The organism is Shewanella sp. MEBiC00475 (assembly GCF_005234075.1).
GTDB classification, from domain to species: Bacteria; Pseudomonadota; Gammaproteobacteria; order Enterobacterales; family Shewanellaceae; genus Shewanella; species Shewanella polaris.
On sequence record NZ_CP039928.1, the window covers coordinates 924,873 to 949,223 of the forward strand.

25 protein-coding genes are annotated in these 24,351 nt (G+C 40.3%); 10 read left to right on the top strand and 15 right to left on the bottom strand.

Annotated elements, in window-relative coordinates:
• Positions 1–23: 23 nt before the first annotated feature.
• The 10 genes from FCN25_RS03950 to FCN25_RS03995 all read right to left on the bottom strand — a co-directional run bounded on the left by FCN25_RS03950 (position 24) and on the right by FCN25_RS03995 (position 9,741).
• Positions 24–1,244 (bottom strand): glycosyl transferase, encoded by a 1,221-nt coding sequence (locus tag FCN25_RS03950; RefSeq protein WP_137222156.1) that lies wholly within the window; start codon positions 1,242–1,244, stop codon positions 24–26.
• A 1-nt stretch (position 1,245) separates the two neighbouring features.
• Positions 1,246–2,106, bottom strand: coding sequence for a mannosyl-3-phosphoglycerate phosphatase (locus FCN25_RS03955; protein WP_137222158.1), 861 nt, complete (start codon positions 2,104–2,106; stop codon positions 1,246–1,248).
• A gap of 469 nt (positions 2,107–2,575) precedes the next feature.
• Complete coding sequence (gene ruvX / locus FCN25_RS03960) at positions 2,576–2,995, bottom strand: Holliday junction resolvase RuvX (protein ID WP_137222160.1); 420 nt, start codon at positions 2,993–2,995, stop codon at positions 2,576–2,578.
• A 138-nt stretch (positions 2,996–3,133) separates the two neighbouring features.
• The gene (locus FCN25_RS03965; protein WP_137222162.1) at positions 3,134–3,694 is read right to left on the bottom strand and encodes a YqgE/AlgH family protein; all 561 of its coding nucleotides are present in this window, start codon (positions 3,692–3,694) and stop codon (positions 3,134–3,136) included.
• 33 nt (positions 3,695–3,727) lie between these two features.
• Positions 3,728–4,057: a stress response translation initiation inhibitor YciH gene (yciH, locus tag FCN25_RS03970; RefSeq protein WP_137222164.1), complete on the bottom strand. Its 330-nt coding sequence runs from the start codon at positions 4,055–4,057 to the stop codon at positions 3,728–3,730.
• 259 nt (positions 4,058–4,316) lie between these two features.
• Complete coding sequence (gene hemH, locus FCN25_RS03975) at positions 4,317–5,330, bottom strand: ferrochelatase (protein ID WP_137222166.1); 1,014 nt, start codon at positions 5,328–5,330, stop codon at positions 4,317–4,319.
• Positions 5,331–5,584: 254 nt separating this feature from the next.
• The gene (locus tag FCN25_RS03980) at positions 5,585–6,118 is read right to left on the bottom strand and encodes a glutathione peroxidase (protein WP_137222168.1); all 534 of its coding nucleotides are present in this window, start codon (positions 6,116–6,118) and stop codon (positions 5,585–5,587) included.
• Positions 6,119–6,227: 109 nt separating this feature from the next.
• Entirely contained in the window at positions 6,228–7,331 is a 1,104-nt protein-coding gene (locus tag FCN25_RS03985; protein WP_137222170.1) for a hypothetical protein, read from the bottom strand.
• 248 nt (positions 7,332–7,579) lie between these two features.
• Positions 7,580–8,692: a PilT/PilU family type 4a pilus ATPase gene (locus FCN25_RS03990; RefSeq protein WP_137222172.1), complete on the bottom strand. Its 1,113-nt coding sequence runs from the start codon at positions 8,690–8,692 to the stop codon at positions 7,580–7,582.
• An 11-nt stretch (positions 8,693–8,703) separates the two neighbouring features.
• On the bottom strand, positions 8,704–9,741 hold the full coding sequence (locus FCN25_RS03995) for a type IV pilus twitching motility protein PilT (RefSeq protein ID WP_137222174.1): 1,038 nt from the start codon (positions 9,739–9,741) through the stop codon (positions 8,704–8,706).
• A 27-nt stretch (positions 9,742–9,768) separates the two neighbouring features.
• Here FCN25_RS03995 and FCN25_RS04000 point away from each other — a divergent pair, with 27 nt between their 5' ends.
• From FCN25_RS04000 to FCN25_RS04035, 8 genes are all read left to right on the top strand, one after another.
• Complete coding sequence (locus tag FCN25_RS04000; protein ID WP_137222176.1) at positions 9,769–10,455, top strand: YggS family pyridoxal phosphate-dependent enzyme; 687 nt, start codon at positions 9,769–9,771, stop codon at positions 10,453–10,455.
• A 242-nt stretch (positions 10,456–10,697) separates the two neighbouring features.
• Positions 10,698–11,516: a pyrroline-5-carboxylate reductase gene (gene proC, locus FCN25_RS04005; protein ID WP_137222178.1), complete on the top strand. Its 819-nt coding sequence runs from the start codon at positions 10,698–10,700 to the stop codon at positions 11,514–11,516.
• Positions 11,517–11,709: 193 nt separating this feature from the next.
• Positions 11,710–12,258, top strand: a complete 549-nt coding sequence (locus FCN25_RS04010) for a YggT family protein (RefSeq protein WP_137222180.1) — start codon at positions 11,710–11,712, stop codon at positions 12,256–12,258.
• A 20-nt stretch (positions 12,259–12,278) separates the two neighbouring features.
• Positions 12,279–12,578 carry a DUF167 family protein YggU gene (yggU, locus tag FCN25_RS04015; RefSeq protein ID WP_137222182.1) on the top strand — a complete coding sequence of 100 codons (300 nt, stop codon included), beginning with the start codon at positions 12,279–12,281 and terminating at the stop codon, positions 12,576–12,578.
• Positions 12,579–12,664: 86 nt separating this feature from the next.
• Positions 12,665–13,126, top strand: coding sequence for a DUF4426 domain-containing protein (locus FCN25_RS04020; protein WP_137222184.1), 462 nt, complete (start codon positions 12,665–12,667; stop codon positions 13,124–13,126).
• 233 nt (positions 13,127–13,359) lie between these two features.
• Positions 13,360–14,013, top strand: coding sequence for an RdgB/HAM1 family non-canonical purine NTP pyrophosphatase (gene rdgB / locus FCN25_RS04025; RefSeq protein WP_137222186.1), 654 nt, complete (start codon positions 13,360–13,362; stop codon positions 14,011–14,013).
• A complete protein-coding gene (gene hemW, locus FCN25_RS04030) occupies positions 14,014–15,153 on the top strand; it encodes a radical SAM family heme chaperone HemW (protein WP_137222188.1) in 1,140 nt (379 codons plus the stop codon). It abuts the gene before it with no gap.
• A gap of 325 nt (positions 15,154–15,478) precedes the next feature.
• Positions 15,479–17,335, top strand: a complete 1,857-nt coding sequence (locus FCN25_RS04035; protein WP_137222190.1) for a DUF885 family protein — start codon at positions 15,479–15,481, stop codon at positions 17,333–17,335.
• Between the two features lie 446 nt (positions 17,336–17,781).
• On the opposite strand, the gene FCN25_RS04040 is transcribed toward FCN25_RS04035, so the two are convergent.
• The 5 genes from FCN25_RS04040 to trmB all read right to left on the bottom strand — a co-directional run bounded on the left by FCN25_RS04040 (position 17,782) and on the right by trmB (position 22,185).
• The gene (locus FCN25_RS04040; protein WP_137222192.1) at positions 17,782–18,723 is read right to left on the bottom strand and encodes a LysR family transcriptional regulator; all 942 of its coding nucleotides are present in this window, start codon (positions 18,721–18,723) and stop codon (positions 17,782–17,784) included.
• A gap of 418 nt (positions 18,724–19,141) precedes the next feature.
• Entirely contained in the window at positions 19,142–19,954 is an 813-nt protein-coding gene (locus FCN25_RS04045; RefSeq protein ID WP_137222194.1) for a YggN family protein, read from the bottom strand.
• A 231-nt stretch (positions 19,955–20,185) separates the two neighbouring features.
• Positions 20,186–21,100, bottom strand: a complete 915-nt coding sequence (glsB, locus tag FCN25_RS04050; protein WP_137222196.1) for a glutaminase B — start codon at positions 21,098–21,100, stop codon at positions 20,186–20,188.
• Positions 21,101–21,106: 6 nt separating this feature from the next.
• Complete coding sequence (locus FCN25_RS04055) at positions 21,107–21,433, bottom strand: YggL family protein (protein WP_137222198.1); 327 nt, start codon at positions 21,431–21,433, stop codon at positions 21,107–21,109.
• Between the two features lie 35 nt (positions 21,434–21,468).
• Positions 21,469–22,185, bottom strand: a complete 717-nt coding sequence (gene trmB / locus FCN25_RS04060) for a tRNA (guanosine(46)-N7)-methyltransferase TrmB (protein WP_137222200.1) — start codon at positions 22,183–22,185, stop codon at positions 21,469–21,471.
• 249 nt (positions 22,186–22,434) lie between these two features.
• Here trmB and mutY point away from each other — a divergent pair, with 249 nt between their 5' ends.
• Positions 22,435–23,508 (top strand): A/G-specific adenine glycosylase, encoded by a 1,074-nt coding sequence (gene mutY, locus FCN25_RS04065; protein WP_137222202.1) that lies wholly within the window; start codon positions 22,435–22,437, stop codon positions 23,506–23,508.
• Between the two features lie 25 nt (positions 23,509–23,533).
• On the top strand, positions 23,534–23,812 hold the full coding sequence (locus FCN25_RS04070) for an oxidative damage protection protein (RefSeq protein ID WP_137222203.1): 279 nt from the start codon (positions 23,534–23,536) through the stop codon (positions 23,810–23,812).
• Positions 23,813–24,351 lie beyond the last annotated feature (539 nt).

A 24,351-nucleotide genomic window follows, 5' to 3' on the forward strand; every position in this document is an offset into this window, starting at 1 on the left:
TGTCCTTTAGATCGATTTTGAGGCTAACTAAACTCGGCATTATCAGCTTCAACTGCAGCTTTTAGTTGTTCAAGTACGTCAGGCATAGCGCTTACCACACGGCTCCAAGTTGGCATAAATGGGGTTTCCATTGGATTATCTAAAAAGCGTTGCCCTGCTGTGACTATATTTTGTGCAAACATTTCGACCGCTTTTTCTTCTAAATGAATGTCAGTGGTTAATCCGTTCATTAATGCATCGTTATGATAGGTTTCAACATAATCTAAGGCAATACGGTAATAAGTCGCCTTGAGGGTTCGGAACGATTCGGTACTAAAGGTATTACCTTGAGTCGCTAATTTGCGAAAGAATGCTTTAGTAATATCAATCGACATTTTAGATAAACCAGCATCTTCGTTATCTAAAGATAAGTCTTGATGTTTATGGTCATAATTGTCGGCAATATCCACCTGACAGATACGATTATGGGCATAGTTACGCTGCATTTCTGACAATACACCGATTTCTAATCCCCAGTCACTTGGGATACGTAAGTCGTTAAGAACATCTCGTCTGAATGAAAACTCACCTGCTAATGGATAACGAAAACTGTCCATATACTCTAAGTATTCGTTATAACCAACGACTTTTTTAAGCGCTTTAATTAAGGGGGTCACTAACAGACGTGACACTCGACCATTAATTTTGCCATTAGAAATTCGTGCGTAAAAGCCTTTACTGAATTCATAATTAAACTGTGGATTAGCTACCGGATACAGTAAACGGGCGAGTAATGATTTTTCATAGGTTACGATATCGCAGTCATGCAGTGCTACTGATTCAGTTTTACCAGAAGCCAATATATAACCCATGCAATACCAAACGTTTCGTCCCTTACCCAGTTCTTTGGGGGCTAAGCCTAACGCTTGGAGTTTTGCATCCAACGCTTGTAAACGTGGGCCATCGTTCCACAAAATTCGATGATGTTGCGGTAATTCGCCAAAGAAACTGAGCGCATGTTTGTACTGTTCAAGATCTGCTCTATCTAATCCGATGACAATTTCGTCTAAATAAGGCACTTCTTTCAATTTGCTGACTATATCTTTAAGTGCGTCGCCTTCTAACTCGGAATACAACGAGGGTAAGATTAACCCTAAAGGCCGCGTTTTTGAAAACTTAACTAAATCTTGTTCAAGCTCTTCGTGGGTACGTCTGGTTAAATTATGCATTGTAGTGACAATGCCATTTTGATAAAAATCGGCCATGTTACGCCCCTTCTGATGATAGTGGGTTGTTCTGTGATTCTACGGATGACGACAGTAACGTTTTACTAATACATTCTGCCCAGCCTTTAGGGCCATATTCAGTACTTTTGATGGTTTCTTTGTTGGTCGTTAATGTAGGGAATTCATGAGTCGGTGATTTAATTTGTATGGCAATGTCAGCGGCTTCGAGCATGGCATTATCATTACCACTGTCTCCAAGAGCAACAGTGGTTACGGGAGCGCCATATTGTTTGGTATACACATCGGCTAGCCATTTCATCGCTTTGCCTTTGTCTGTATCACCGCCGACATGTAAAAAACGTCCGCCCTGCAAAGTATGTGCACCAACACTGGTCATCAACTTTATAAAAGCTTGTTTACTGGTTTCATCTCCTTTCCAGAGCAATGGTTCTGCATAATGTCTAACAAGTGCAAGCTTGGCATTGTCGGGGGATAAATCGGTGAGTTCACATAACTCTTCAACCGACAAAGATGAGAAACCTACAAAATCATTCTTGAATGATTGGGCTTGTTCATTTAACAGTTCAAGCCAATATTCTCGTGGTTTGCTAAATTCTTTGACCCAATAATACCCTTGGGTAAATGTATCTTCTGGCTGTTGCGCAAAGTAGCCAATCGGAATATAAATTACGGCGCCATTTTCTGAAATAAACGGTGAGTTAAAGCCAACGGTCTGTTGTAACTTTGTCATTTCTGCAAAGGTTTTACTGGTATTGGCAATAATCGGTATCTGGCGCTCATTAAGTGCTTCAATCACTTCAATTGCATGACTAAAGCTATAGTCAAAATGATCAAGTAAGGTTCCATCTATGTCAGTGAAGATAAGTGGTCGTGTTGTCATATCATGGCCCTTTTAATCAACCCGGAGTAAAAGCGTACAATGCGAAAGAACAAACGCTTCGCTTACAGTTAGTGCGTAAAATCAACACTTCACACTTATTATGCGCTTTAAATTTGTAATTATAGATTCAGGATATGTGCCAAGCATAAAATCTTTGCACCTTAATGGTACAAATAGTCTTTAGACACTGATATGTATAAAGTATTTTAATGGCGTTGAGTCGTCAAGTAAAAAGTTCTTCAGTACGAAAGGTGGAAGGTTGTGCAACGATAACAAATAATCGCACCATATTGGTGCGATAAACAAACAAAAACAGTAAAGAGTGATGAAGTAGCAAAAACTTGATACTAGAAAGCGACTTGACGAGATTATATAAAAGCTTATGACAATGCTAATCTTAGAAACTCAGCCTTTTACCTGCAGAACAAGTGAGCAGCTAAACGGAACCTCGTAACGACAGAGAAGAGTGTTAAAATTGATTTTCAAAATAACTTTCGATAATTAATACCGCAGACACTGCATCAATTTGACCTTTAGTTAAGGCTTTAAAACCTCCCAATTCAAATAAGCGAGCTTTGGCGTCTGCTGTTGTTAATCGTTCGTCTTGAGTGGCAATTTTGATACCAAAACGGCCATTAATTCGATTAGCAAATTTACGAGCTCGTTGAGTCATTTCTTGTTCGGTTCCGTCCATATTTAACGGTAAGCCCACCACCACAAGATCTGGCTGCCATTCTTTTAATAATTTATCGATATCATCCCAATTAGGGATCCCATCAACCGCTTTAATTGATAATAATGGTGTCGCACTAGCAGTAATGGCTTGACCTATCGCGACGCCAATACTTTTGGTGCCGTAGTCGAATCCTAAAACGGTTTGGTGTTGCATGTTTATCTCTTTGTTTAAACTTTAGAGGACGCTTTAAAAGCAACGGCCTAGAGCGCTGCGCTGCTAGGACGCTTCGCGGCTAGATACTATAAAATCTTAGCAGGACGCAGTCCGCCCTAGAAGCGAAACAACCTATTTTTAAGCATGACCGACTTGGCTGGACATTTGCCATATATCAAAACCGAGTTGTTGGGTTGCCACTTGCCACATTTGTTCGTGATCAGCGCTGAAAAGTAACTCTGGTGTGGCTTTAATGGTTAACCAAGTATTGTCTGCAATTTCTTGCTCAAGTTGATCTTTACCCCATCCTGCGTAACCAAGCGCTACAATAAAATGTTCAGGGGATTTTTTCGAACCTATAGCCGCCAATATATCTCGTGAAGACGTTAGCATAGTGTGTTCACTAATTTCGGTGCTATTGAGCCAATGCGGTTGTGGAGTGTGCAACACAAAGCCTCGTTCGGGTGCCACTGGGCCACCGATGAGTACTTGGCTATCTAAGGAGAACAAAAATTCTGGCGATAAATATAGCTCCATTTGTTCAAGCAGATCTTCAACCTCTACGCCGATTGGACGGTTAACCATTAATCCCATGGCACCTTTTTTATCATGCTCACAAATATATATCACTGCACGTTCAAAAAATGTGTCATCTAATGATGGCATCGCAATTAAAAAGTGGTCTTTGAAATTATCCATATGCTCTCCTCAAGAGTGCTTTAGCGTTTTGTATTATCCACCCGCTAATTTCACTGTGAAATTCAACTTTTCTAATATGGATTTTATTTGTTCGCGATTGTCGGTTTGTACTTCAATACAGAAGTCTTTCACTGTACCACCACAACCACATTGTTTCTTTAATTTCTGCGCGAGTTCTTTTAAGGCTTTTTCATCTAATGCTAAGCCTTTAATGACGCTCACGCCCTTGCCTTTTCGACCTTTACTATCTTTGTGGATCCGCACGATTCCGTCACCAGTGGGTATTTCGGTTTGTGGTTTAGGTTGATCAATACGGCCTTTATCAGTGCTGTAAACTAATGCGATATTGGGATCTATTCTCATATTATTTCTTTAGCAATAAAACATTGTTTGAGTTTAACAAATCATAAAAGCAGAGGCGAGGATAAAGCTAAAAGCCCAGAGACTAGAACGCTACGCGGCTAGAACGGCCTGCGGCCTCGAGGACGCAGCGCTGCTAGACTCTATAAAATCAACAGCCCAGCCGCGTAGAAGCCTAGGATCTTATCAGCGAAGCTGTCCCTAGCAGGACAAAGTCCGCTCTAGAAGCGAAGCGGCCTAGCAGCGAAGCGACCTAGATTACTTAAAGATACGGTTTGACGAGATTCGCCATCATGTTGATGTGGTCGTCATTGTCGTTTAGACATTCGATATATCTAAAGTTTTTGCCACCAGCTTGTTCAAACACTAGGCGGTTCTCTCCTTTAATTTCTTCTAAGGTTTCGAGACAATCTGCACTAAACGCTGGGCAGATAACGGCAATGTCGGTAATGCCCTTTTCTGGCAAGCTGCCTATTGTGACGTCAGTATAGGGTTGTAACCATTTGGCCTTACCAAAGCGAGACTGGAATGTTGCTACGTAGTCGTCTTCATTAAAGCCTAATTTCTCTACCACTAAACGAGTCGTTTTCATGCAGAAACAGTAATAAGGATCGCCTAAATGTAAATTACGTTCTGGCATACCATGAAAAGAGATCACTAATTTTTGTGGCTTACCATGCTGGTCAAAATCTTTTTGAATTGACGCGACAAGCGCATCAATATAGTCAATGTTGTCATGATAAGTATTGATAAAATGCAGAGCCGGAATATAACGCCATTTCATTAGTTCTTTGGCCAATGCATCAAATGCAGACGCTGTAGTAGGCGCAGCATACTGCGGATACAAAGGTAAAACGACTAAGTTGTCTATGCCTTGTTTATGCATATCTTGCAACGTGCTAGACACTGATGGTGAACCATAGCGCATCGCTAAATGTACACTGGCATCTTGCCCTTGTGCTTGCAGCAGCATAGCGAGGTTTGTTTGTTGACGTTTGCTGATAGCCAGTAAAGGAGAACCTTCGTCGGTCCATACTTCTTTATACAGCGCTGCTGATTTAGCAGGGCGAGTACGTAAAATAATACCGTGAAGAATAATCATCCACACTAATTTTGGAATTTCTACCACTCGAGGATCTGCCAAAAACTCAGCTAAATAGGTGCGAACAGCAGATGTGGTTGGCGCATCTGGTGTACCTAGATTTAATAATAATACGCCAGTCTTGCCACGAGCTTTGTGGCCGGTTTCTTTATCTAGCCCTGAAAATCTAGCCAAAGTATCTTCTCCGTTATTGGTATGGATTCATAAAATAAACTCACTATAAGCCACTTGTGAGATTAAATGAAAATTGTATCGCATTCATTTAAAACAAAAAGAGTGCTAGGTATCGATTTTATCATCAAATCAGATTAACTTAACCCGCACTCGGTAAATACTCATTAAAACTAGTGCTGATAATTTGCTAAGTTAAGTCGCTCAATTAAGTCTTTCAGTTACGTCACTTAGAAAGTAACGGCTCTATTGAACAATTATAAAATAGATTCAATCGCTTTTTTCAGCTCATCACTATCAGGTTTAACCCGCGAGTTAAATTGCTGGACAGTTTGTCCATCACCAGAGACAAGATACTTATAGAAGTTCCATTTTGGTGCAGCACTTTTGTCCGCTAAGTATTTAAAGACTGAGTTAGCCTCACGGCCTTTAACGGGTGATGTTGCGACCATGGTAAACGTGACACCATAATTAATAAAACACACATCAGCGGTTTTGGCTTCGTCTTTTTCTTCTTGGAAAAAATCATCTGACGGAAAACCAATCACTACTAACCCTTTGTCGGCATATTGCTTATGCAATGCTTCAAGCGCTTCAAATTGAGGTGTAAAGCCACAATGTGATGCAGTATTAACGATTAATACGGCTTTGCCTTGGGTGAGCTCACATAAATTGATGTTTTCTTTGGAGTGTAATTTGCGCGCTTCAACATTGAGATAGTCAGGACAGTTTGCCGCTAAGGCGCCAACACTGAAGGTGAATAAGCTAATTGCCGTGAGGTATTTAATCATTTGTATGTTTCCTTTTATCAACATTTATAGCTATCGATAAAAAATAGGCATCGATAAATTAATTCATCGATGCCTATACGCAAGTAACTTTAATTCAGATCAAAAATGGTTAGAAATAGAAACCAATATTGATATTTAAGCGAGAATGCCATGCAGTATCACCATTGTTGATACCAACGCCTGGACCATCAACAAACCACATATTTTTACCGGCAATCCAATCTATATAAGAATAAAATTTACCAGCAGTTATGGCAACACCAGTCACATTCTGGATAGAGTCATCAAGCCCTTGACCAGACGCCATTACTTGGCTGTAATCGTTGTAAAAATTGACATTAGTGATTGGTCCCCAATCAACGTCAAACGCTTTAGCAATGTTAACGGTAGCAACATCGGCTTCAGCAGCAATTTCAAATGGATATTGGAATGCACTTAGCGCAACACGTTCACTGTTATCTATATCATAGTCATAATGAATATATTGTAATTGTAATTGCCATTGTTTCCAGTCAAGTTGCCAATGCGCTGCAGCGGCAAGACCATTGGTGTCTTCACCCACTACGGTAGCTGCATCAGCCATAAAATCTAATTGGCTGTATTGTAATGAACCACCTAACTTATGAGTGACTTCACCAGAAGTAAATTCTCGCTCAACTCGAGCGTTGATTTGACCCGCTTCTTCATATGGCGATGTCCCTGTAGTCGCTACGTCAAATGAGTAACGATCATAATTAGAACCGTCGCCAATTTCGTCATTAGCAAAATATGCTAAGTCATAGCGCCAACCATCTTGTTCATTTTTGTAATGGATACCTGCATCGTAATCATCTTCAAAACCAAGATAATAGGTTGCGCCGAACCAAAATGAATGAGCAGCATAAGGCAATAAACCAAATGGGACTTGGGTTACACCCACTTGCACTGATTGAGCTTCATCAAATTGATATCCCATGTAGGCATGGTGTACTACGTCCATGTTTTCATACCAACGATACTGAGCTGAGGCAAATAAGCCATCTTTGCTCTTGTAGTTGACGTCGGCGCGGAACAATTCAAACTCAAGCTTTGAGTTGTCGTCGTAGTCTTTCCAGCCGTAGTTCACCCGAACTGCACCACCAATATCAACTTCATCGGTGACTGGTACAGCCGATGCCGAAAGCGGAAGTAAGATTAACGAAGAAAAGACGGTGATTTTTTGCCATAACTGCATGAAACATCCTTGAAAGAACAATGTTATAAAGCGTGATAAAAATGAGTAACGTATAATGAAATTATACGTATAGAGTTACTAACTAAAGATTTTAATGTATTCCCATCAGCGTAACATCCACAACAACGGCAACACTATTAACAATAATATTAGTCATACTAACAAAAAAAGGCCACAAGATGTGACTTGCGGCCGTTAATAAAACGCTGTTCGATTAACAATGTGATTTTTTCTTGATTTAAATCACATTAATCCTTATCGAAAGTAATGCCTTCCATTATCCCCGAAGAGGTTGTTTCGTTACTCTGTAATTTAATCATTAAACGTAAATCATTAGGTGAGTCGGCATGATGTAATGCATCGGCGTAACTAATTTCCCCCTCTACATATAAATCTAGCAAAGCTTGGTCGAACGTTTGCATGCCTTGTTCGCGTGACTTGCCCATGGTTTCTTTGAGTAAATGCAACTCATTTTTAGCAATCAAACTGGCCACGCGAGGAGTATTAATTAACACTTCAATGGCTGCACGACGGCCGGTTCCGTCTGATTTAGGTATAAGCTGTTGCGCGACAATGCCGCGTAAGTTCAATGACAAATCGAATAAGAGTTGATTATGCTTACTTTCTGGCACTAAATGCATAATGCGATCAAGTGCTTGGTTAGCATTGTTAGCATGCAAGGTCGCCATGCATAAATGACCCGTTTCAGCAAATGACAATGCAAACTCCATGGTTTCTTGCGTGCGGATTTCACCAATCAGAATCACATCTGGCGCCTGGCGTAACGAGCTTTTCAGTGCGGCATCAAATGATTCAGTATCAATACCCACTTCTCGTTGAGTAATAATACTTTTACGATGGTTATGAACAAATTCAACTGGGTCTTCGATGGTGAGGATATGTCCACGGGCATGCGCGTTTCGGTAACCCACTAATGCAGCTAACGATGTTGACTTACCGGTACCCGTTCCGCCAACCATAATGATAAGACCACGTTTACTCATGACCAGGTCTTTTAGAATAGCAGGCAGTTTTAAGTCATCGACTTCTGGAATTTGAGTTTCAATACGACGCATCACGCAGCCGGCTGATTCACGTTGCCAAAATGCACTGACACGAAAGCGCCCTAAATCTTTTGCCGCAAAAGCAAAGTTACATTCACTGGTTTCGTGAAACTCTTTTTTTTGCACATCGCTCATCAAGGACTCAACAAACACCAACGATTGCTCTGGTGTTAATCGATTTTCAGAAAGTTGACGTAACTCACCATCAATTTTAGCACTGGGTGGAAAACCTGCCGTGACAAATAAATCAGACGCCTTTTTCTCAACCATGATATTTAAAAATGGACGAACATCCATGACCCAGTTCCTTAGAAATTAGTTTGTTTATTCGAACTTTTTTGCATTGCATCTTCGCGTGTAATTAAACCACGATTGACTAAGTTTTGCAGGCATTGGTCGAGGGTTTGCATACCGTGTGACATACCTGTTTGAATGGCAGAATACATTTGCGCGACTTTATCTTCGCGGATCAGATTTCGTATCGCTGGAGTACCCATCATAATTTCGTGAGCGGCAACTCGACCACCACCAATTTTTTTGATCAGTGTTTGCGAAATAACTGCTTGAAGTGATTCAGACAGCATGGTGCGAACCATACTCTTTTCACCTTCGGGAAATACATCGACCACACGGTCAATGGTTTTTGCGGCTGATGTGGTATGCAAGGTACCAAACACTAAATGGCCCGTTTCAGCGGCTGTCATAGCTAAACGAATGGTTTCAAGGTCACGCATTTCACCCACAAGAATAACATCCGGGTCTTCACGTAATGCACTTCTCAGTGCAGCGTTAAAGCTATGGGTATGCTTATGAACTTCGCGCTGGTTGATTAAGCATTGTTTGTTCTGATGAACGAATTCGATTGGATCTTCAATGGTTAAAATATGATCATGTCGATTTTCATTAACGTAATCTACCATTGCAGCTAAGGTGGTTGACTTACCTGAACCCGTCGGCCCTGTAACTAAGACTAAGCCACGAGGGAAACTGGATATTTTCTTGAAAATGTCTGGCGCGCCAAGCTGCTCAAGCGACAAAATATCTGACGGAATAGTACGAAATACTGCGCCAGCACCACGAGACTGATTGAATGCGTTAACACGAAAACGTGCTAGGTTAGGCACTTCAAATGAAAAATCGATTTCAAGATGTTCTTCATAGTCTTTACGTTGTTTATCATTCATGATGTCATATACAAGACTATGAACGCCTTGATGATCTAATGCAGGTAAGTTAATTTTTCTCACCTCACCATCAACACGGATCATCGGGGACACGCCCGCTGAAAGATGTAGATCTGATGCTTTGTGTTTTACACTAAAGGCGAGTAATTCAGTGATTTCCATTGTAGAGACATCCATTTAGCCAACATTATGACAACAATAGCAGACAGAATATCAATCGCCCAGAGTAGAATTAATCAAGCGGCGCAAAATTGTTCACGTTCACCGAACGAGATCATCTTACTCGCTGTGAGTAAAACCAAACCCATCAGTGACATCATTGCCGCTTATCAAGCTGGACAACGTCAATTTGGTGAAAACTATGTCCAAGAAGGTGAAACTAAGATTAATGCCTTGCAGGCAGATTATCCCGATATTGAATGGCATTTCATCGGCCCATTACAATCCAATAAAACCAAAATTATCGCTGAACATTTTGATTGGATGCATACCCTTAGCCGAGATAAAATTGCTCAACGCTTGAATGAACAACGTCCGATTAGCAAACCACCATTAAACGTGTGTATTCAGGTTAATATCAGCCAAGAAGAATCTAAATCGGGGGTTAAGGCTGCAGATGTTGCTCCGTTAGCACTTACTATCACTTCCTTGCCTCATCTTACGTTGCGCGGATTAATGGCGATTCCAACTGCTACAAATGACGTTCATATTCAGCAGCAGGAATTTAGTCAATTAAAGCAATTATTTGACCAGCTCAAACAGCAATATCCAAGTGTCGATACACTCTCTATGGGGATGAGCGGCGACATGGACATCGCCATTGCCAACGGTTCAACCATGGTACGCATCGGCAGTGCTATTTTTGGCCAAAGATAAAATCCATAGCAAGAGCCTAGAGCGCTGCGCTGTTAGGACGCTTCGCGAATAGATGCTATAAAATCAACAGCCTAGTCGACCAGCGGTTCAACCTTAGCAACGTAGCGGCCTAGCAGGACCTAGTCCGCCATCTGGCGAGCTTGAGAGTTCCTTGAACCTAGAAGCATGGCGTCCTAGGGTTGAATTAGGTAACATACACATTAATTGAACATAAATTCACTTATTTATTGGATACAGACTTAATGACTCAAGCAAAAGTATGTTTTATCGGTGCGGGTAATATGACTCGTAGCATTATTAGTGGCTTAGTTAAACATGGCTATCCTAGTGAGCTTATTCATGCAACTAATCCAAGCCAAGGTAAATTGGATGCGTTGCAGCAAGATTTTGCTATTCAAGTGTCTAATGATAACCACGCAGCAGCGCAAGCTGCAGATGTGATCGTATTAAGCGTAAAACCTCAATTAATGGCATCCGTTTGTGAAGACTTAAGCTCACTGGATCTTACCAATAAGTTAATCATCACTATCGCTGCAGGTATTCCGGCATCTCGTTATCAAGTTTATTTTAAACAGCCTATTAAACTTATTCGCACTATGCCTAATACCCCGACCCAAATTGGTTATGGTATGACAGGCATTTATGCCGATGACAGTATTTCTGCCGAACATAAAGCCATTTGCGAAACATTAATGCAAAGTGGTGGCAAGGTGGTTTGGGTTGATAAAGAATCTGAATTAGATCAAGTTATTGCACTTGCTGGTAGTTCTCCTGCATATTTCTTCTTGTTTATCGAGTCAATGATCGCTTCTGGGGTCAAAATGGGTATGCCAGAAGACAAAGCAAGACTGCTGGCAGAACAAGCCGCTTTGGGCGCCTCACAGATGGTGATCCAAAACCAGCAATTATCGGTAACAGAATTACGTCAGAATGTAATGTCAAAAGGCGGTACCACCGCTAGAGCGGTTGAAACATTCCAACAAGGCGGTTTAGTTGAATTGGTAGATAAAGCGATGACAAACTGCGTAGCTAGAGCCCAAGAAATGGCTAAAACTTTTTAACATTATCTGATGAATGATTATTTAACTTAAGATTAACGTCTTTGGTGTAAAATAGCTTAGCTAAAGCTTGAACAAAAAAATATGAGTTATCGTTGTAATGCTGGCTGCTCATTGAGCAGCTCTGTTAAATATGAACTCAGCTAATTTGAGCACTAATTTTAGGCCCTAAATTACCTACAGTAAGGCAATATACATGAATGCAATGAGTTTTTTAGTTAGCACCCTGTTTGACTTATATCTAATGATCGTCATTATTCGTTTTTGGTTACAACTTGCAAGAGCGGATTTTTACAATCCATTTAGTCAATTTGTTGTTAAAGCGACACAACCGATTATCGCACCAATGCGTCGAATATTACCCTCTGTAGGACGTATTGATACTTCATCAATATTACTGGCATTACTGGTAGTATTAGTCAAAATGTTAGTGCTTACTTTCATGGCAGGTGCCGCAGTTGATATTGTTACCTTGTTATTATTCTCGCTTGTCTCGGTGGTAAAACAAGCTGGTGTATTACTTTTTTGGATGCTACTTATTCGCGCGGTATTAAGTTGGTTCAACCAAGGTTATAACCCAATAGTCATGGTAATGACCCAATTAACTGAACCTATTTTAGCCCCTGTACGCAGAATAATACCTGCAATAGGTGGGTTAGATTTATCAGTATTAGTGGTATTTATTGCGATGAACTTCATTAATATGCTGTGCGCACAATACATTCCATTCTGGTCATTTATTTAGTTAACGGACGTCATTAAATAATGAGTGCGGTAAGCTATATCAACGATGAGCAGCAAGGTGACTTGCTGCTTTTTGTCTATGTGCAACCTAAAGCAAGCCGGGATCAAATTATTGGCTTGCACGGTGACGAATTAAAAATAGCCATCACAGCGCCACCTATTGACGGCAAGGCAAATGCTTATTTATCTAAGTACCTTGCAAAAGCCTGTAAAGTCCCTAAAAGTCAGGTGCATATACTCAAAGGTGAACAAGGTCGACATAAGCAAATTAAAATATGTCATCCAAAAATAATCCCTGCGGAAATAGCCGCACTTTTATAACTGACTTAACTACAACCATAGCCGACTCAACTACAAGCGATTAATTTACACCAGCATTTTTGCTCATGCCCGCTAAGGACCAGATTATGTTTCAATCATTGCGTTTATCTCGCTCAGTTCTACAAATACTGTTGTTATGCCTTATCACAGTAACCAATATTGGTTTCGCTAATGCAGAGCAAAAGCACCAAGTCGGTAATTTTGATATTCACTATATGGCACTTAATAGCACTTTTATTACCCCCGAAATTGCAAAAAAATATGGGATAGTGCGAAGCAGTTACAAGGGATTAGTTAATATCACGGTGTTAAATACCAATCTAGAAGGACACCCTGCTGTTCCCGTTGAAATTTCGGGTATCGCCAATAACTTACTTGATGCCCGTATAAACCTAGATTTTAAAGAGATCCGTGAAGGAAAATCCATCTATTACATTGCAGAAATACCTTATCGTGATGATCAAGACGTTAACTTTACGATTGCCATTAAAAACGGTAATCAATTAAATACATCTTTGAAATTCAAGCATAAGTTTTATGTAGATTAAGGCCTAAAATCTCGATGACAAGCGATAAAAAGCCTAGAGCGCGGCTAGAAGCTATAAAGTCAACAGCCTACGCACAACGGCTCAATCTTAGTAGCAAAGCAGTCCCTAGCAGGACGCAGTCCGTCCTAGAAGCGAAGCATACTCTCCGCGTAGCGGCCTAGCTCCCCCCGTAGCCTATCGCGGGGTAGTTAGGGTATAATGACGGCAAATTTATCCTCATTTCAATAAGACTTATGCAGACTCTCGTCAAACAACAAATTGTTCTTGCCAGTGGCAACAAAGGCAAACTTGCCGAATTTGATCAAATGCTGACAGCATTTAATATTGAAGTATTACCACAGAATCAATTTAACGTGACAGAGGTTGCAGAGACAGGCACGACGTTTGTTGAAAATGCCATCATTAAGGCACGTCACGCAGCTGAAACAACCGGTAAAGCGGCTATTGCGGATGACTCAGGTATTGAAGTTGATGCGCTACAAGGTCAACCAGGGATATATTCTGCCCGTTACTCTGGTGAAAATGCGACTGAAACCAGCAATTACCTCAAGTTACTCGAGGCATTACAAGGTGAAACGCTGCGCACTGCCCGTTTCCAATGTGTACTTGTGTACATGCGTCATGCAAAAGATCCTACGCCAATCATTTGCCAAGCATCATGGGAAGGAACAATAAATCATGCTCCACAAGGTGAGCAAGGCCATGGCTATGATCCAGTATTTATTCCGCAAGGTTTTGATTGCACTGCAGCAGAATTAACGCGTGATCAAAAAAATGCCCATAGTCATAGAGGTAAAGCACTTGAATTGCTAGTGAGTGCAATGAAAGCACAAGGGATTATCTCATCGACTAATACACCAAATAACACAACGGATGATCATCAATAAATGACATTGCAATTACCACCGCTTAGCTTGTATATCCATATTCCTTGGTGCGTACAAAAATGTCCTTATTGTGATTTTAACTCCCACGGTCAAAATGGTGAGTTACCTCAACAACAATATGTTGATGCGCTATTGGACGATTTAAAACAAGACTTAGCTTATGTTCAAGGCCGAAAGGTGCATACCATCTTTATCGGCGGTGGTACGCCATCGTTATTTGATGCCAGCCAAATTCAGCGTCTGCTTGAAGGCGCGCAAGCCTTAATCCCTTTTGAAGATAATATTGAAATCACCATGGAAGCCAATCCTGGTACATTAGAACATGACGACTTTAGCGCTTACCGTGGTGCAGGTGTCACTCGGTTATCGATTGGAGTGCAAAGCTTTTCCAAAGAAAAACTTAATCTGCTTGGGCGTATCCACAACGAGGATGAAGCTAAAATAGCCGCTCAAAAAGCCAAGCAAGCTGATTATTTAAGTTTTAATCTCGATTTAATGCACGGTTTACCCAACCAAAGTTTTGACGAGGCAATGCATGATATCGATACAGCAACAGCCTTAGCTCCGCCGCACCTTTCTTGGTATCAACTCACCATTGAACCCAATACCTTGTTCCATTCAAAGCCGCCACAATTACCAGACGATGAGAATCTGTGGCAAATTTACGAGCAAGGTCAGCAGCGCTTAGCAGCATTAGGTTACGAGCAATACGAAATATCGGCCTATGCCAAACCAGGGTACCAATGTCGTCATAATTTAAATTATTGGCAATTTGGCGATTACCTCGGCATAGGTTGCGGTGCGCACGGAAAAATCACCCTGCCCGACTCAAATCAAATTGTCCGTACCGTAAAAATAAAGCACCCTAAGGGCTATCTCGCTGCAGATAAATATACTTTTGAAACAACTGATGTCATTGAAGAAGATCGCCCATTAGAATATTTAATGAACCGTCTTAGATTAATGACGCCAATCCCTAAAACAGAATTTGAGCAACGTACAGGCCAATCTGCAGAGGTCGTAAAATTGGGAATGCAAAAATCAATTGAACGGGGGTTATTAACAGAAACTACAACACATTGGCAATTAACACCTAAAGGCCACATGTTTGTAAATGATCTCTTGTCTCAATTTATTTAAGTACTCGTTGTTGCTTAGAATAGGGGATAAGGGATAAGTAGCTCAAACATTCAGATTTTAGCCTCCCTCATCATGCCCAAATTGAGATTAACTGATTGAATAGCACAATATGATCCGCAGGTATTTTGATAAACAGATATCTGCGAATTAACTTCATAAAAAATCTCAAAAACCCCACATCCAAGTAACTTTTAAAACACACTTTCTAACATTTATATTCACACTTTTAGGCAAAGCTTGATTAGGATATACCCATATAATCAGCTGAGGGTTTATCTTTCACAATCGAAAGGTCTGCAGGCCCTAAGTACTTTGGGAAAAATTAATGTCTATAAATACAAAAACAACTCTCGTTGCTTTGGCGTTATCAAGCTTATTAAGCACGTCAGCCACTGCAAATTTGAATAATTTACCGCAGTTGAACCCACAAGAAAGTACAACAGCTGTCAGCCAACAAACTGAGTCAGAAAAAGCCAATGCATTGTTTGAAGCCATTTTTATGGAAAATGTGATGGTTAATCCAGTTAACCAAACTTATCTTGGTATCAAACAAGACTATGGCAAATGGAATGATTTATCCGATGCCGCTGCCGATGCCGATTTAGCCCGCAGTAAAGATCAACTAACAAGACTCACTCTCCTTGATGTCACCAAGTTGAATGAACAAGCCGCCCTCAGTTTTGAATTATTAAAGGCTGGATTGGAGCACAGTATTAGCGATGATAAATGGCGTTATCATACTTATCCGATTAACCAAATGTACGGTGTCCATTCAAGAGTGGCCTCATTTCTGATTAATCAACATCAAGTTACCGATGAAAGTGATGCAAAAGCTTATATCAGCCGCTTAAATGCAATACCGACACTAATGTCGCAATTAGAAACTTCGTTAGAAATTCGTGCTAAAAAACATATCATCGCGCCCAAATTTGTATTTGCCTATGTGATTTCTGACAGTCAAAACATTATCTCCGGAGCGCCATTTTCAGATACGGGTAAAGACAGCGCGTTATGGGCTGATGCCACACGTAAAATAACAAAACTTGATATAAGTGATGACAACAAACAAGCCTTATTAGCTGAAGTGAAGCAAGCTCTGCTTACTAAGGTAAAGCCAGCTTATGAGCAATTAATCACCTATGCAAAATCACTTGAAGCGCGTGCAGATAAGAAAGATGGTGCATGGAAACTACCTGACGGGGAAGCGTTTTACAATAATGCCCTCGCCCGCACCACCACCACAGACATGACCGCAGAGACTATCCATAAACTGGGCCTATCTGAAGTTAACCGTATTCATGATGAAATGCGGGTCATTATGAAAAAGGTACATTTTACTGGCACCTTACAAGAGTTTTTTGTCTTCATGCGTGATGACAAACAGTTTTACTATCCAGACACCATTGAAGGGAAAACGGCATATCTAGCTCAAGCCAAGTCGCTGATTGATACCATGGAGTCGCGTTTAGACGAAGTGTTTACTATTAAGCCTAAAGCAGCATTAGTGGTACGAAAAGTAGAAGCTTTTAGAGAAAAGTCAGCAGGTAAAGCATTTTACGACCAACCAGCACCAGATGGCTCTCGTCCGGGAACCTATTATGCTAATTTGTATAAAATGGACGCAATGCCAAAGTATCAAATGGAAGCGCTGGCTTACCATGAGGGGATCCCTGGGCATCACATGCAAATTGCCATTGCGCAAGAGCTACAAGGCATCCCTAAATTCCGTAAATTTGGCGGTTATACTGCGTATATTGAAGGTTGGGGACTTTACTCAGAATATTTCCCTAAGGAAATGGGCATGTATGCCGATCCTTACTCTGACTTTGGCCGTTTATCAATGGAACTATGGCGCGCATGCCGTTTAGTTGTTGATACTGGGATACATGCTAAAAAGTGGACACGAGAACAAGCAATCACTTATTACGTTGAGAATACTCCAAACGCTGAGTCTGATGCGATAAAAATGGTCGAACGTCATATTGTTATGCCATCACAAGCAACAGCGTATAAAGTAGGAATGATTAAAATACTTCAGCTACGTGAACAGGCTAAGAAGACACTAGGAGCCAAGTTTGATATTCGCGAGTTTCACACCATAATCCTTAAAAATGGTCCATTGCCATTAGATGTTCTTGAAGAACAAGTAAACAAGTGGATTAAACAAGTTCAGTCGATCTAAACTAGCATCTGCATTAACGTAAAACGGCAACCTTAGGTTGCCGTTTTACGTTATCAACTCCCACAAAAAAAATAACCCCAGAACAAAGTCTGGGGTAAACCAAATAAACTAGGGTGATGGTTTTAAGGTTGGCATTATTTTAGTTCGAAAACCATAGCCAACTCGGATCCAAAAATTGCTACCTTGCAGATTTGTACGCTTGTCTGAAAAGGGGTCATTTCTCAAACAAACGTATGGTCAAATCATTTTGAATCAACTCCTAACTATTGTATTGATATCAGAACAAACTTCAACTATTTAACAAATATAAATCACTAACTGCTTGATTAATACCGTCACACCTAACCGATACCCAATCAGGGTAAGACTTTGATTTAAATTAATTAAAAATAAAGCCACAACCTAGGTTGTGGCTTTATCTCAAAATAAGAACAATGTTTCCACTTTTACTTACGAAGCTTATACAAATGCTCGAACTTTGCATCCCAATATGGTGGGCTACCAATATGCGTTTTAATGAAATCAATAAACGCACTGACTTTGGGAGCCAAATGTTTGCGGCGAGGATACACGGCTTGTAATGGAAGATTATGAGTCAACTGCCAATCGGGCAACATTGGCACCAATGTCCCTTGGGCAATTTCATCTTCCAGTAAATAACTGGCTAAATATACAATGCCTAAACCGCTCACAGCAGCCGATTTTAACGCTGGTGCATTATCGACACGGAAATTACCTGAAACACCAATTTCGCAATAGTCTTCACCCTTCTTAAATTGCCACATACTGTGCTCATGCCACTCGCCTTGATACACCAAACAATTGTGTTCAACTAATTGCTCTGGGCGGCTAATGTTACCATGTTGGGCAATATAACCCGGCGATGCCACTAGTAAGAAATTGCATTTCATTAACGGTCTTGCCACCATACCAAGCGGCAATTGCTCTGACATGGTTAACAACAAATCTAAGCCTTCGCTAACAACATCGACTTTGTGATCAAGCAAACTGACTTGTAGTTCAAGATCTGGATGTCTTGCCATAAACGCCGGTAAAGCGGGAATGATATGCATAGTGCCAAAGGATTGCGAGATCCCGACTTTTAACACACCACGGGTAGCATCATTTAAGTTGTGAACACTCGATACTGCTTGTTCTGCATCTCGAAGTAATTCTTCACCTTGCAAGTACAATAAATTACCGGCTTCAGTAAGACTTAAACTCCGAGTAGTACGTTGAATAAGCTGAACACCAAGTTTATGTTCAAGATCTGCAACTTGAGTACTCACTTTAGATTTAGAAATGCCAAGACGTCTGGCAGCAGCACTAAAACTTCCGGCACGAGCAACATGGGTAAAAATTGCGATAGGTTCTAACAGTTCTAACATGAAAGTCGCCTTAAGCTGGTTACGACATTAATAAAAATTTCAGATATCTGTTTGTCACTGCTAATAACTATACCTTGCTAAACATCAGTATCAATATCAGCATTCAGTGATTGTGATGATTGAAGCGAAATAAACACCAAAACCAACCAATCTTACAAACTAGTGCAAACAAATGACTATTCCGAAATATAACCACATCTAAAGTAGGGAGTAATATTGTTATAGTTTTTATGAGTATAACAAATAAAGCCTATATGGTTCTATATTTATGATAGACAATTTTTTTATCAGAACAAAGCTACACTAGCTATAGCGGCAAAATGGCTAAATTAAGTCTAAAAAAAAGCCCCAGTGTCTTTAAAAAAGCACTGGGGAAAGGTGGGTGTCCAGGAAGGACTGTTTTACACAACAAATACACTTACTCTTTTAAATCGCCTAGCTTAGCTAAAGTGTAAGGAGCAAGTTCAGGGATGGCTTGACGCACTTGGTTCTCTAACACTAATAATCCTTCAAAATTATCACAAATCTTATTAGCACGTAGCTCCAGCCCTTGTGATTGTGACTCTAGTTGTTGCTCGATATCTTTACCGACATTGTCCATTTTTACTGAAAACGCATTCATTTTCTCTTCAAATGAACCTCCTTCAGAAGACATGATCTGGCTGCCTAATGTCATCATTAATGAACCCATTGAGCTCGTCACCATTTGTTCTATCTCTTGCTCAAACTCTTCATTAAATGCATGTTCAATTGAAGAATCTGTTGAACCTAAATAAAATTTATCACCTTGCTGATAAGCCATAGTATCGATGCGTTTTTGAATGCCGCTGGTTAACTTATCAATTTGGCTACCTGTAGCATCACCAAATATGGGTGTTAACGCCATATTAACGGCTTGAGATGCCATAGAAACCACATCTGCCACCAAATCAATTACGTCAGGTAATTGGCGAGACAGTTCGTCAGAATACTGAGTTAATAACAACTGTTGTTTATCATTTAATGTGACCTTTTTACCATCGACATACAACTGACCCAATTCAACGCGATATTTCTCAGTTCCGTTATCGCTAATCTGTAAGTTTGTTGGTTCAACGGTAACGTCATAGTTCAATGTAACATTGCACTTTTCATCATTAATTGACATTTTTGCCATGGCTGGGGTCAGCGTTCCCGCGGTAAACAGCATGCTGGTTAATGCTAAACCACAAATCAATTTTTGCTTGGTCATGATAAAAATCCTTTTGCTATACGAATATCAATAATTAAGTAAGTCAGATATGAAAGTTATAAAGCACAAGTTATGCCAACAATGGTAAGATTATGATTTATATGAAATAAAGTTAATATGAAGTTGATTATTAAGCTGATGAATGGACAATTGCGGAAGTGTATTCGTAAAACAAACCAAAAAGTAGTCTATTTTACGAATCTCAATAATAATTAATTTAGCGGGTTGAAATCAAAAAATTGAACGGCCTAACTGTTGGCTTAAGTGTTCTAGCATTGCTGTGCCCGCCAATGAATTACCATTAATATCGAGTTCAGGAGACCAGACGCAAATAGACATATCGCCAGGGATAACGGCAATAATACCGCCTCCAACACCACTTTTACCCGGCATACCGACTCGATATGCAAACTCGCCGGCGCCATCATATAAACCGGATGTCGCTAGTAATGCATTGAGTTGCCTAGTTTGTACCGGAGAAACTAAGCTGTCGCCATCCAGCGTTTTACCCCTATTGGCCAAATAGAACATCGCACGGGACAAATCAGCGCAATTCATTCTTAAGGCACAATAATGAAAGTAACTTTTAAGCACGGTATTAACGTCGCCGTCAAAATTACCAAATGATTTCATTAAATAGGCAATAGATGCATTGCGTGCGCTGAACTGGAACTCAGAATCAGCCACCACTTTATCGTAGGATAATGTCGCGTTCTGGCTCAATTGACGTACCACCTCAAGCATACGATGCTTAGGAGCCCCTAAACGGGCTTGCAACAAGTCGGCAATGACCAGCGCGCCAGCATTAATAAAAGGGTTACGAGGTTTACCACGTTCTAATTCAACCTGTACAAGCGAGTTAAATGAATGCCCTGAGGGTTCTTTACCCACACGACTCCAAATTTCATCTTCTGTATATAAATTAAGTGCCTGAGTCAGGCTAAAAACTTTAGAGATACTTTGAATAGAAAAGGGTTCTAGGTAATCGCCAGCACCAATTGTGTTTCCGTCGATGGTGGTAACTGCAATGCCAATTTTATTGGGGTCAACACAGGCAAGAGCAGGAATATATCCTGCAACCTTGCCTTTACCCAATAACGATCTTACTTTATCGACCGCTTGTTGAAGTAATAATTGCTCAGGCAATTTGGCTTAACCCCACCAAATATCAAACAACTCGCTGACTTCTAGGTCGGATACTGGCTTGTCTTTCCAGAATGCATTAACTGCAGCTGTATCTTCTTCAGTACATTTACCAATAGTTTGGGTCGCAATAATGCCTTCCCATTGCTTATGTCCACCACCGTGGAAACCTAAGTCACGAGGTTCGATGACTTCAATAAGGAACTGATCAACCAAATTATCAATATCTTGCTCAGAAACTGACTCATCAAAAGTCCAGTTTATTTCAAAACCGAGTTCTTGAAACTCATCTACTCGTAATTTTTTACGTAAACGACGGCTGCGATTTTGCGCCATGGTGTATTCTCCAATTGTTGAAAGTGTAGTTGTGATTAAGCGATACGCTCAAACATGATATCCCATACGCCATGACCAAGTCGGTGGCCTCTAGCTTCAAACTTTGTTAGCGGACGATGCTCTGGACGTTCGACAACTGTACCAGTTGTAGATTGATTTTTATAACCTTCTGCAGCATTCATTATGTCTAACATATGCTCACTGTAATTTTCCCAATCAGTCGCCATGTGAAACACGCCACCGATCTTAAGCTTACGACGGATGAGTTGTACAAACTCAACTTGTACAATCCGGCGTTTATGATGACGTTTTTTGTGCCATGGATCAGGGAAAAACAATTGCACTCGCGCAAGAGAGCCATCAGCAATACTGTGTTCTAACACTTCCATTGCATCATGATGATATATTCGTAGATTAGTAACGTTAGCTTCACCAGCATCCGCAAGACACGAACCAATACCAGGCTTATGAACTTCGATGCCAATAAAGTTTTGCTCTGGAGCTGCTTGGGCCATTTGTACTAATGATGCGCCCATACCAAAACCAATTTCCAAAACGGTATCAGCATCGCGACCAAACACTTGGACTAAATCCAACGGTTGTGGAGTGTAATCAAGGCCCATTGTTGGCCAATAAGCTTCAATAGCCTGAGATTGCCCTTTAGTTAATCGACCTTCGCGTAGAACAAAACTTCTGATTTTACGAATGTACTTACCGTCTTCGTTAAATTCAGCTGTGGTAACGTCGCTCATTATTGCCTCATTGTCTGCGTATTTGCTTGTGCTGTGGTACTAAATCTAAATATTTATGTATCTAAGCGCTAGGATACCTAGCTTTATCAGCACAATACGCAATTGCTATCTGTAATAGATCATTTATTAAAGTTCAGTGGCGCATTATACCTAAACTCATTGCACATGTTTACGCTAATTTAGCCAAAACATAAATTTAAAGTAGTGCGGTTACTTGTGTAATAAAATGGCTATGGATACACTGCGACCATGAAAAATATGACTCCATTTTCTGAGCGCATTATCGCTTGGTATGACCTACATGGTCGTAAATCCCTGCCTTGGCAGATCAATAAAACACCATATCGTGTTTGGGTATCGGAGATCATGCTCCAACAAACTCAAGTTGCGACGGTTATTCCATACTATGAAAAATTTATGGCTCGTTTCCCTAGCGTTGTCGATCTTGCTAATGCTCATCAAGATGAGGTGCTGCATTTGTGGACAGGCTTAGGTTATTACGCCAGAGCACGCAACTTACACAAAGCAGCCCAACATATTCGCGATACCTTTAACGGCGAGTTTCCTACTCATTTTGATGATGTCGTCGCCTTATCTGGAATAGGTAAATCTACTGCTGGCGCAGTATTATCGTTATCACTGGGGCAACACCACCCTATTTTAGACGGTAATGTTAAACGAGTATTAGCCCGACATGGTGCTATTGAAGGTTGGCCAGGACAAAAAAACGTTGAACAACAATTGTGGCAATTAACCGATTCGTTAACACCAAGCAAAAACATTGAAAAGTTTAACCAAGCGATGATGGATATTGGCTCAAGTGTTTGCACCCGCAGTAAACCCAACTGTTCAGATTGCCCTGTAGCGATTGATTGCGAGGCTCAGAGAACAGGGAATCAAAGCCTGTATCCCGGCAAAAAACCTAAAAAAGTCACGCCAGAAAAATCGGCTTTTATGTTAGTTTTAGTCGATAACAGCGAAGAGTCAGTAAAAGTTCAACTTATTCAACGTCCACCAGCAGGTATATGGGGAGGATTATGGTGTTTTCCTCAATTTGAACAACAAGTAGAATTAGATGATTATTTAACACTGCATAATTTAACAGAGTCTGAGCAAGGGCTTGCAGGGTTTAGACATACATTTAGTCACTTTCATCTTGATATTAAACCTGTGTTAGTTGAACTATCTCCAGATCTCACTAGCGGCATCATGGAACAAACCTCAGCTCTCTGGTATAACATAGAACAACCAGCGAAAGTCGGGTTGGCAGCCGCCACAGAACGTATTTTGGCTAATTTAGCCGTACTTTTCGTCACACATTAGTTATTAACGTTAGTAAGGAATCATCATGGCTCGCACAGTTCAGTGTCTACATCTTAACAAATCAGCTGACGGCTTAGATTTTCAGCTATACCCAGGAGAATTGGGTAAGCGTATTTTTGATAATATTAGTAAAGAAGCTTGGGGCTTATGGCAAAAGAAACAAACCATGCTCATTAATGAAAAAAAACTCAATATGATGAATGTTGATGATCGCAAGTTTCTTGAAGAGCAAATGACTCACTTTTTATTTGAAGGTAAAGATGTTCAAATCGAAGGCTATGTACCACCAGCTGAAGATGAATAATGCATTGATATAATTAATGACTAAACTTATAAACCAAGCCGCTTAACTAAGCGGCTTGGTGTTATCTAAGGTTTGTTCGTTCATTGTTATAATGACTTAACACCTATCTTTACTTATCTGAATTAAACGCTAACAAAAGCCAAACCAAAATCAATTTAGACAGTAAATATTTTAAGGCTAACGTGGTTTACCAGTCATTTTTGTACGCTAATTTCTGCATAATCCTTTACCCTCACCATTAATCAGCACAACAACTCTAATTGATTATCAAAAATAGAACTTCTAGACCACAAGCAATAATGAAAGCCATTGATGCTACGAGCAAAAAACAAACAATATTATCAACTATCTAGTGACTATTCTGCTATTTTATTCAATCGGTTACCTAACTTCGATGATTTCACTAAATTACAATTAGTGACTAAAAGTTGCTTTTGGTGTTAAAAACACCATAAACCGATAAAAAAGTACCTATTTGTGCATTAACTAAGCGAATGAGTAAAAACATTTGAAAAACCACTTGCACGATAAAAACCATC

Coding starts and splice junctions, on each gene's coding strand:
- hemW (WP_137222188.1), top strand. CDS start 14,014: ATGACATTGCAATTACCACCGCTTAGCTTGTATATCCATATTCCTTGG.
- FCN25_RS04010 (WP_137222180.1), top strand. CDS start 11,710: ATGAATGCAATGAGTTTTTTAGTTAGCACCCTGTTTGACTTATATCTA.
- FCN25_RS04020 (WP_137222184.1), top strand. CDS start 12,665: ATGTTTCAATCATTGCGTTTATCTCGCTCAGTTCTACAAATACTGTTG.
- FCN25_RS04000 (WP_137222176.1), top strand. CDS start 9,769: ATGACAACAATAGCAGACAGAATATCAATCGCCCAGAGTAGAATTAAT.
- FCN25_RS04045 (WP_137222194.1), bottom strand. CDS start 19,954: ATGACCAAGCAAAAATTGATTTGTGGTTTAGCATTAACCAGCATGCTG.
- FCN25_RS03995 (WP_137222174.1), bottom strand. CDS start 9,741: ATGGAAATCACTGAATTACTCGCCTTTAGTGTAAAACACAAAGCATCA.
- FCN25_RS03955 (WP_137222158.1), bottom strand. CDS start 2,106: ATGACAACACGACCACTTATCTTCACTGACATAGATGGAACCTTACTT.
- FCN25_RS04055 (WP_137222198.1), bottom strand. CDS start 21,433: ATGGCGCAAAATCGCAGCCGTCGTTTACGTAAAAAATTACGAGTAGAT.
- FCN25_RS03980 (WP_137222168.1), bottom strand. CDS start 6,118: ATGATTAAATACCTCACGGCAATTAGCTTATTCACCTTCAGTGTTGGC.
- FCN25_RS04040 (WP_137222192.1), bottom strand. CDS start 18,723: ATGTTAGAACTGTTAGAACCTATCGCAATTTTTACCCATGTTGCTCGT.
- mutY (WP_137222202.1), top strand. CDS start 22,435: ATGAAAAATATGACTCCATTTTCTGAGCGCATTATCGCTTGGTATGAC.
- yggU (WP_137222182.1), top strand. CDS start 12,279: ATGAGTGCGGTAAGCTATATCAACGATGAGCAGCAAGGTGACTTGCTG.
- rdgB (WP_137222186.1), top strand. CDS start 13,360: ATGCAGACTCTCGTCAAACAACAAATTGTTCTTGCCAGTGGCAACAAA.
- ruvX (WP_137222160.1), bottom strand. CDS start 2,995: ATGCAACACCAAACCGTTTTAGGATTCGACTACGGCACCAAAAGTATT.
- FCN25_RS04070 (WP_137222203.1), top strand. CDS start 23,534: ATGGCTCGCACAGTTCAGTGTCTACATCTTAACAAATCAGCTGACGGC.
- trmB (WP_137222200.1), bottom strand. CDS start 22,185: ATGAGCGACGTTACCACAGCTGAATTTAACGAAGACGGTAAGTACATT.
- FCN25_RS04035 (WP_137222190.1), top strand. CDS start 15,479: ATGTCTATAAATACAAAAACAACTCTCGTTGCTTTGGCGTTATCAAGC.
- FCN25_RS03965 (WP_137222162.1), bottom strand. CDS start 3,694: ATGGATAATTTCAAAGACCACTTTTTAATTGCGATGCCATCATTAGAT.
- FCN25_RS03990 (WP_137222172.1), bottom strand. CDS start 8,692: ATGGATGTTCGTCCATTTTTAAATATCATGGTTGAGAAAAAGGCGTCT.
- proC (WP_137222178.1), top strand. CDS start 10,698: ATGACTCAAGCAAAAGTATGTTTTATCGGTGCGGGTAATATGACTCGT.
- FCN25_RS03985 (WP_137222170.1), bottom strand. CDS start 7,331: ATGCAGTTATGGCAAAAAATCACCGTCTTTTCTTCGTTAATCTTACTT.
- FCN25_RS03950 (WP_137222156.1), bottom strand. CDS start 1,244: ATGGCCGATTTTTATCAAAATGGCATTGTCACTACAATGCATAATTTA.
- yciH (WP_137222164.1), bottom strand. CDS start 4,057: ATGAGAATAGATCCCAATATCGCATTAGTTTACAGCACTGATAAAGGC.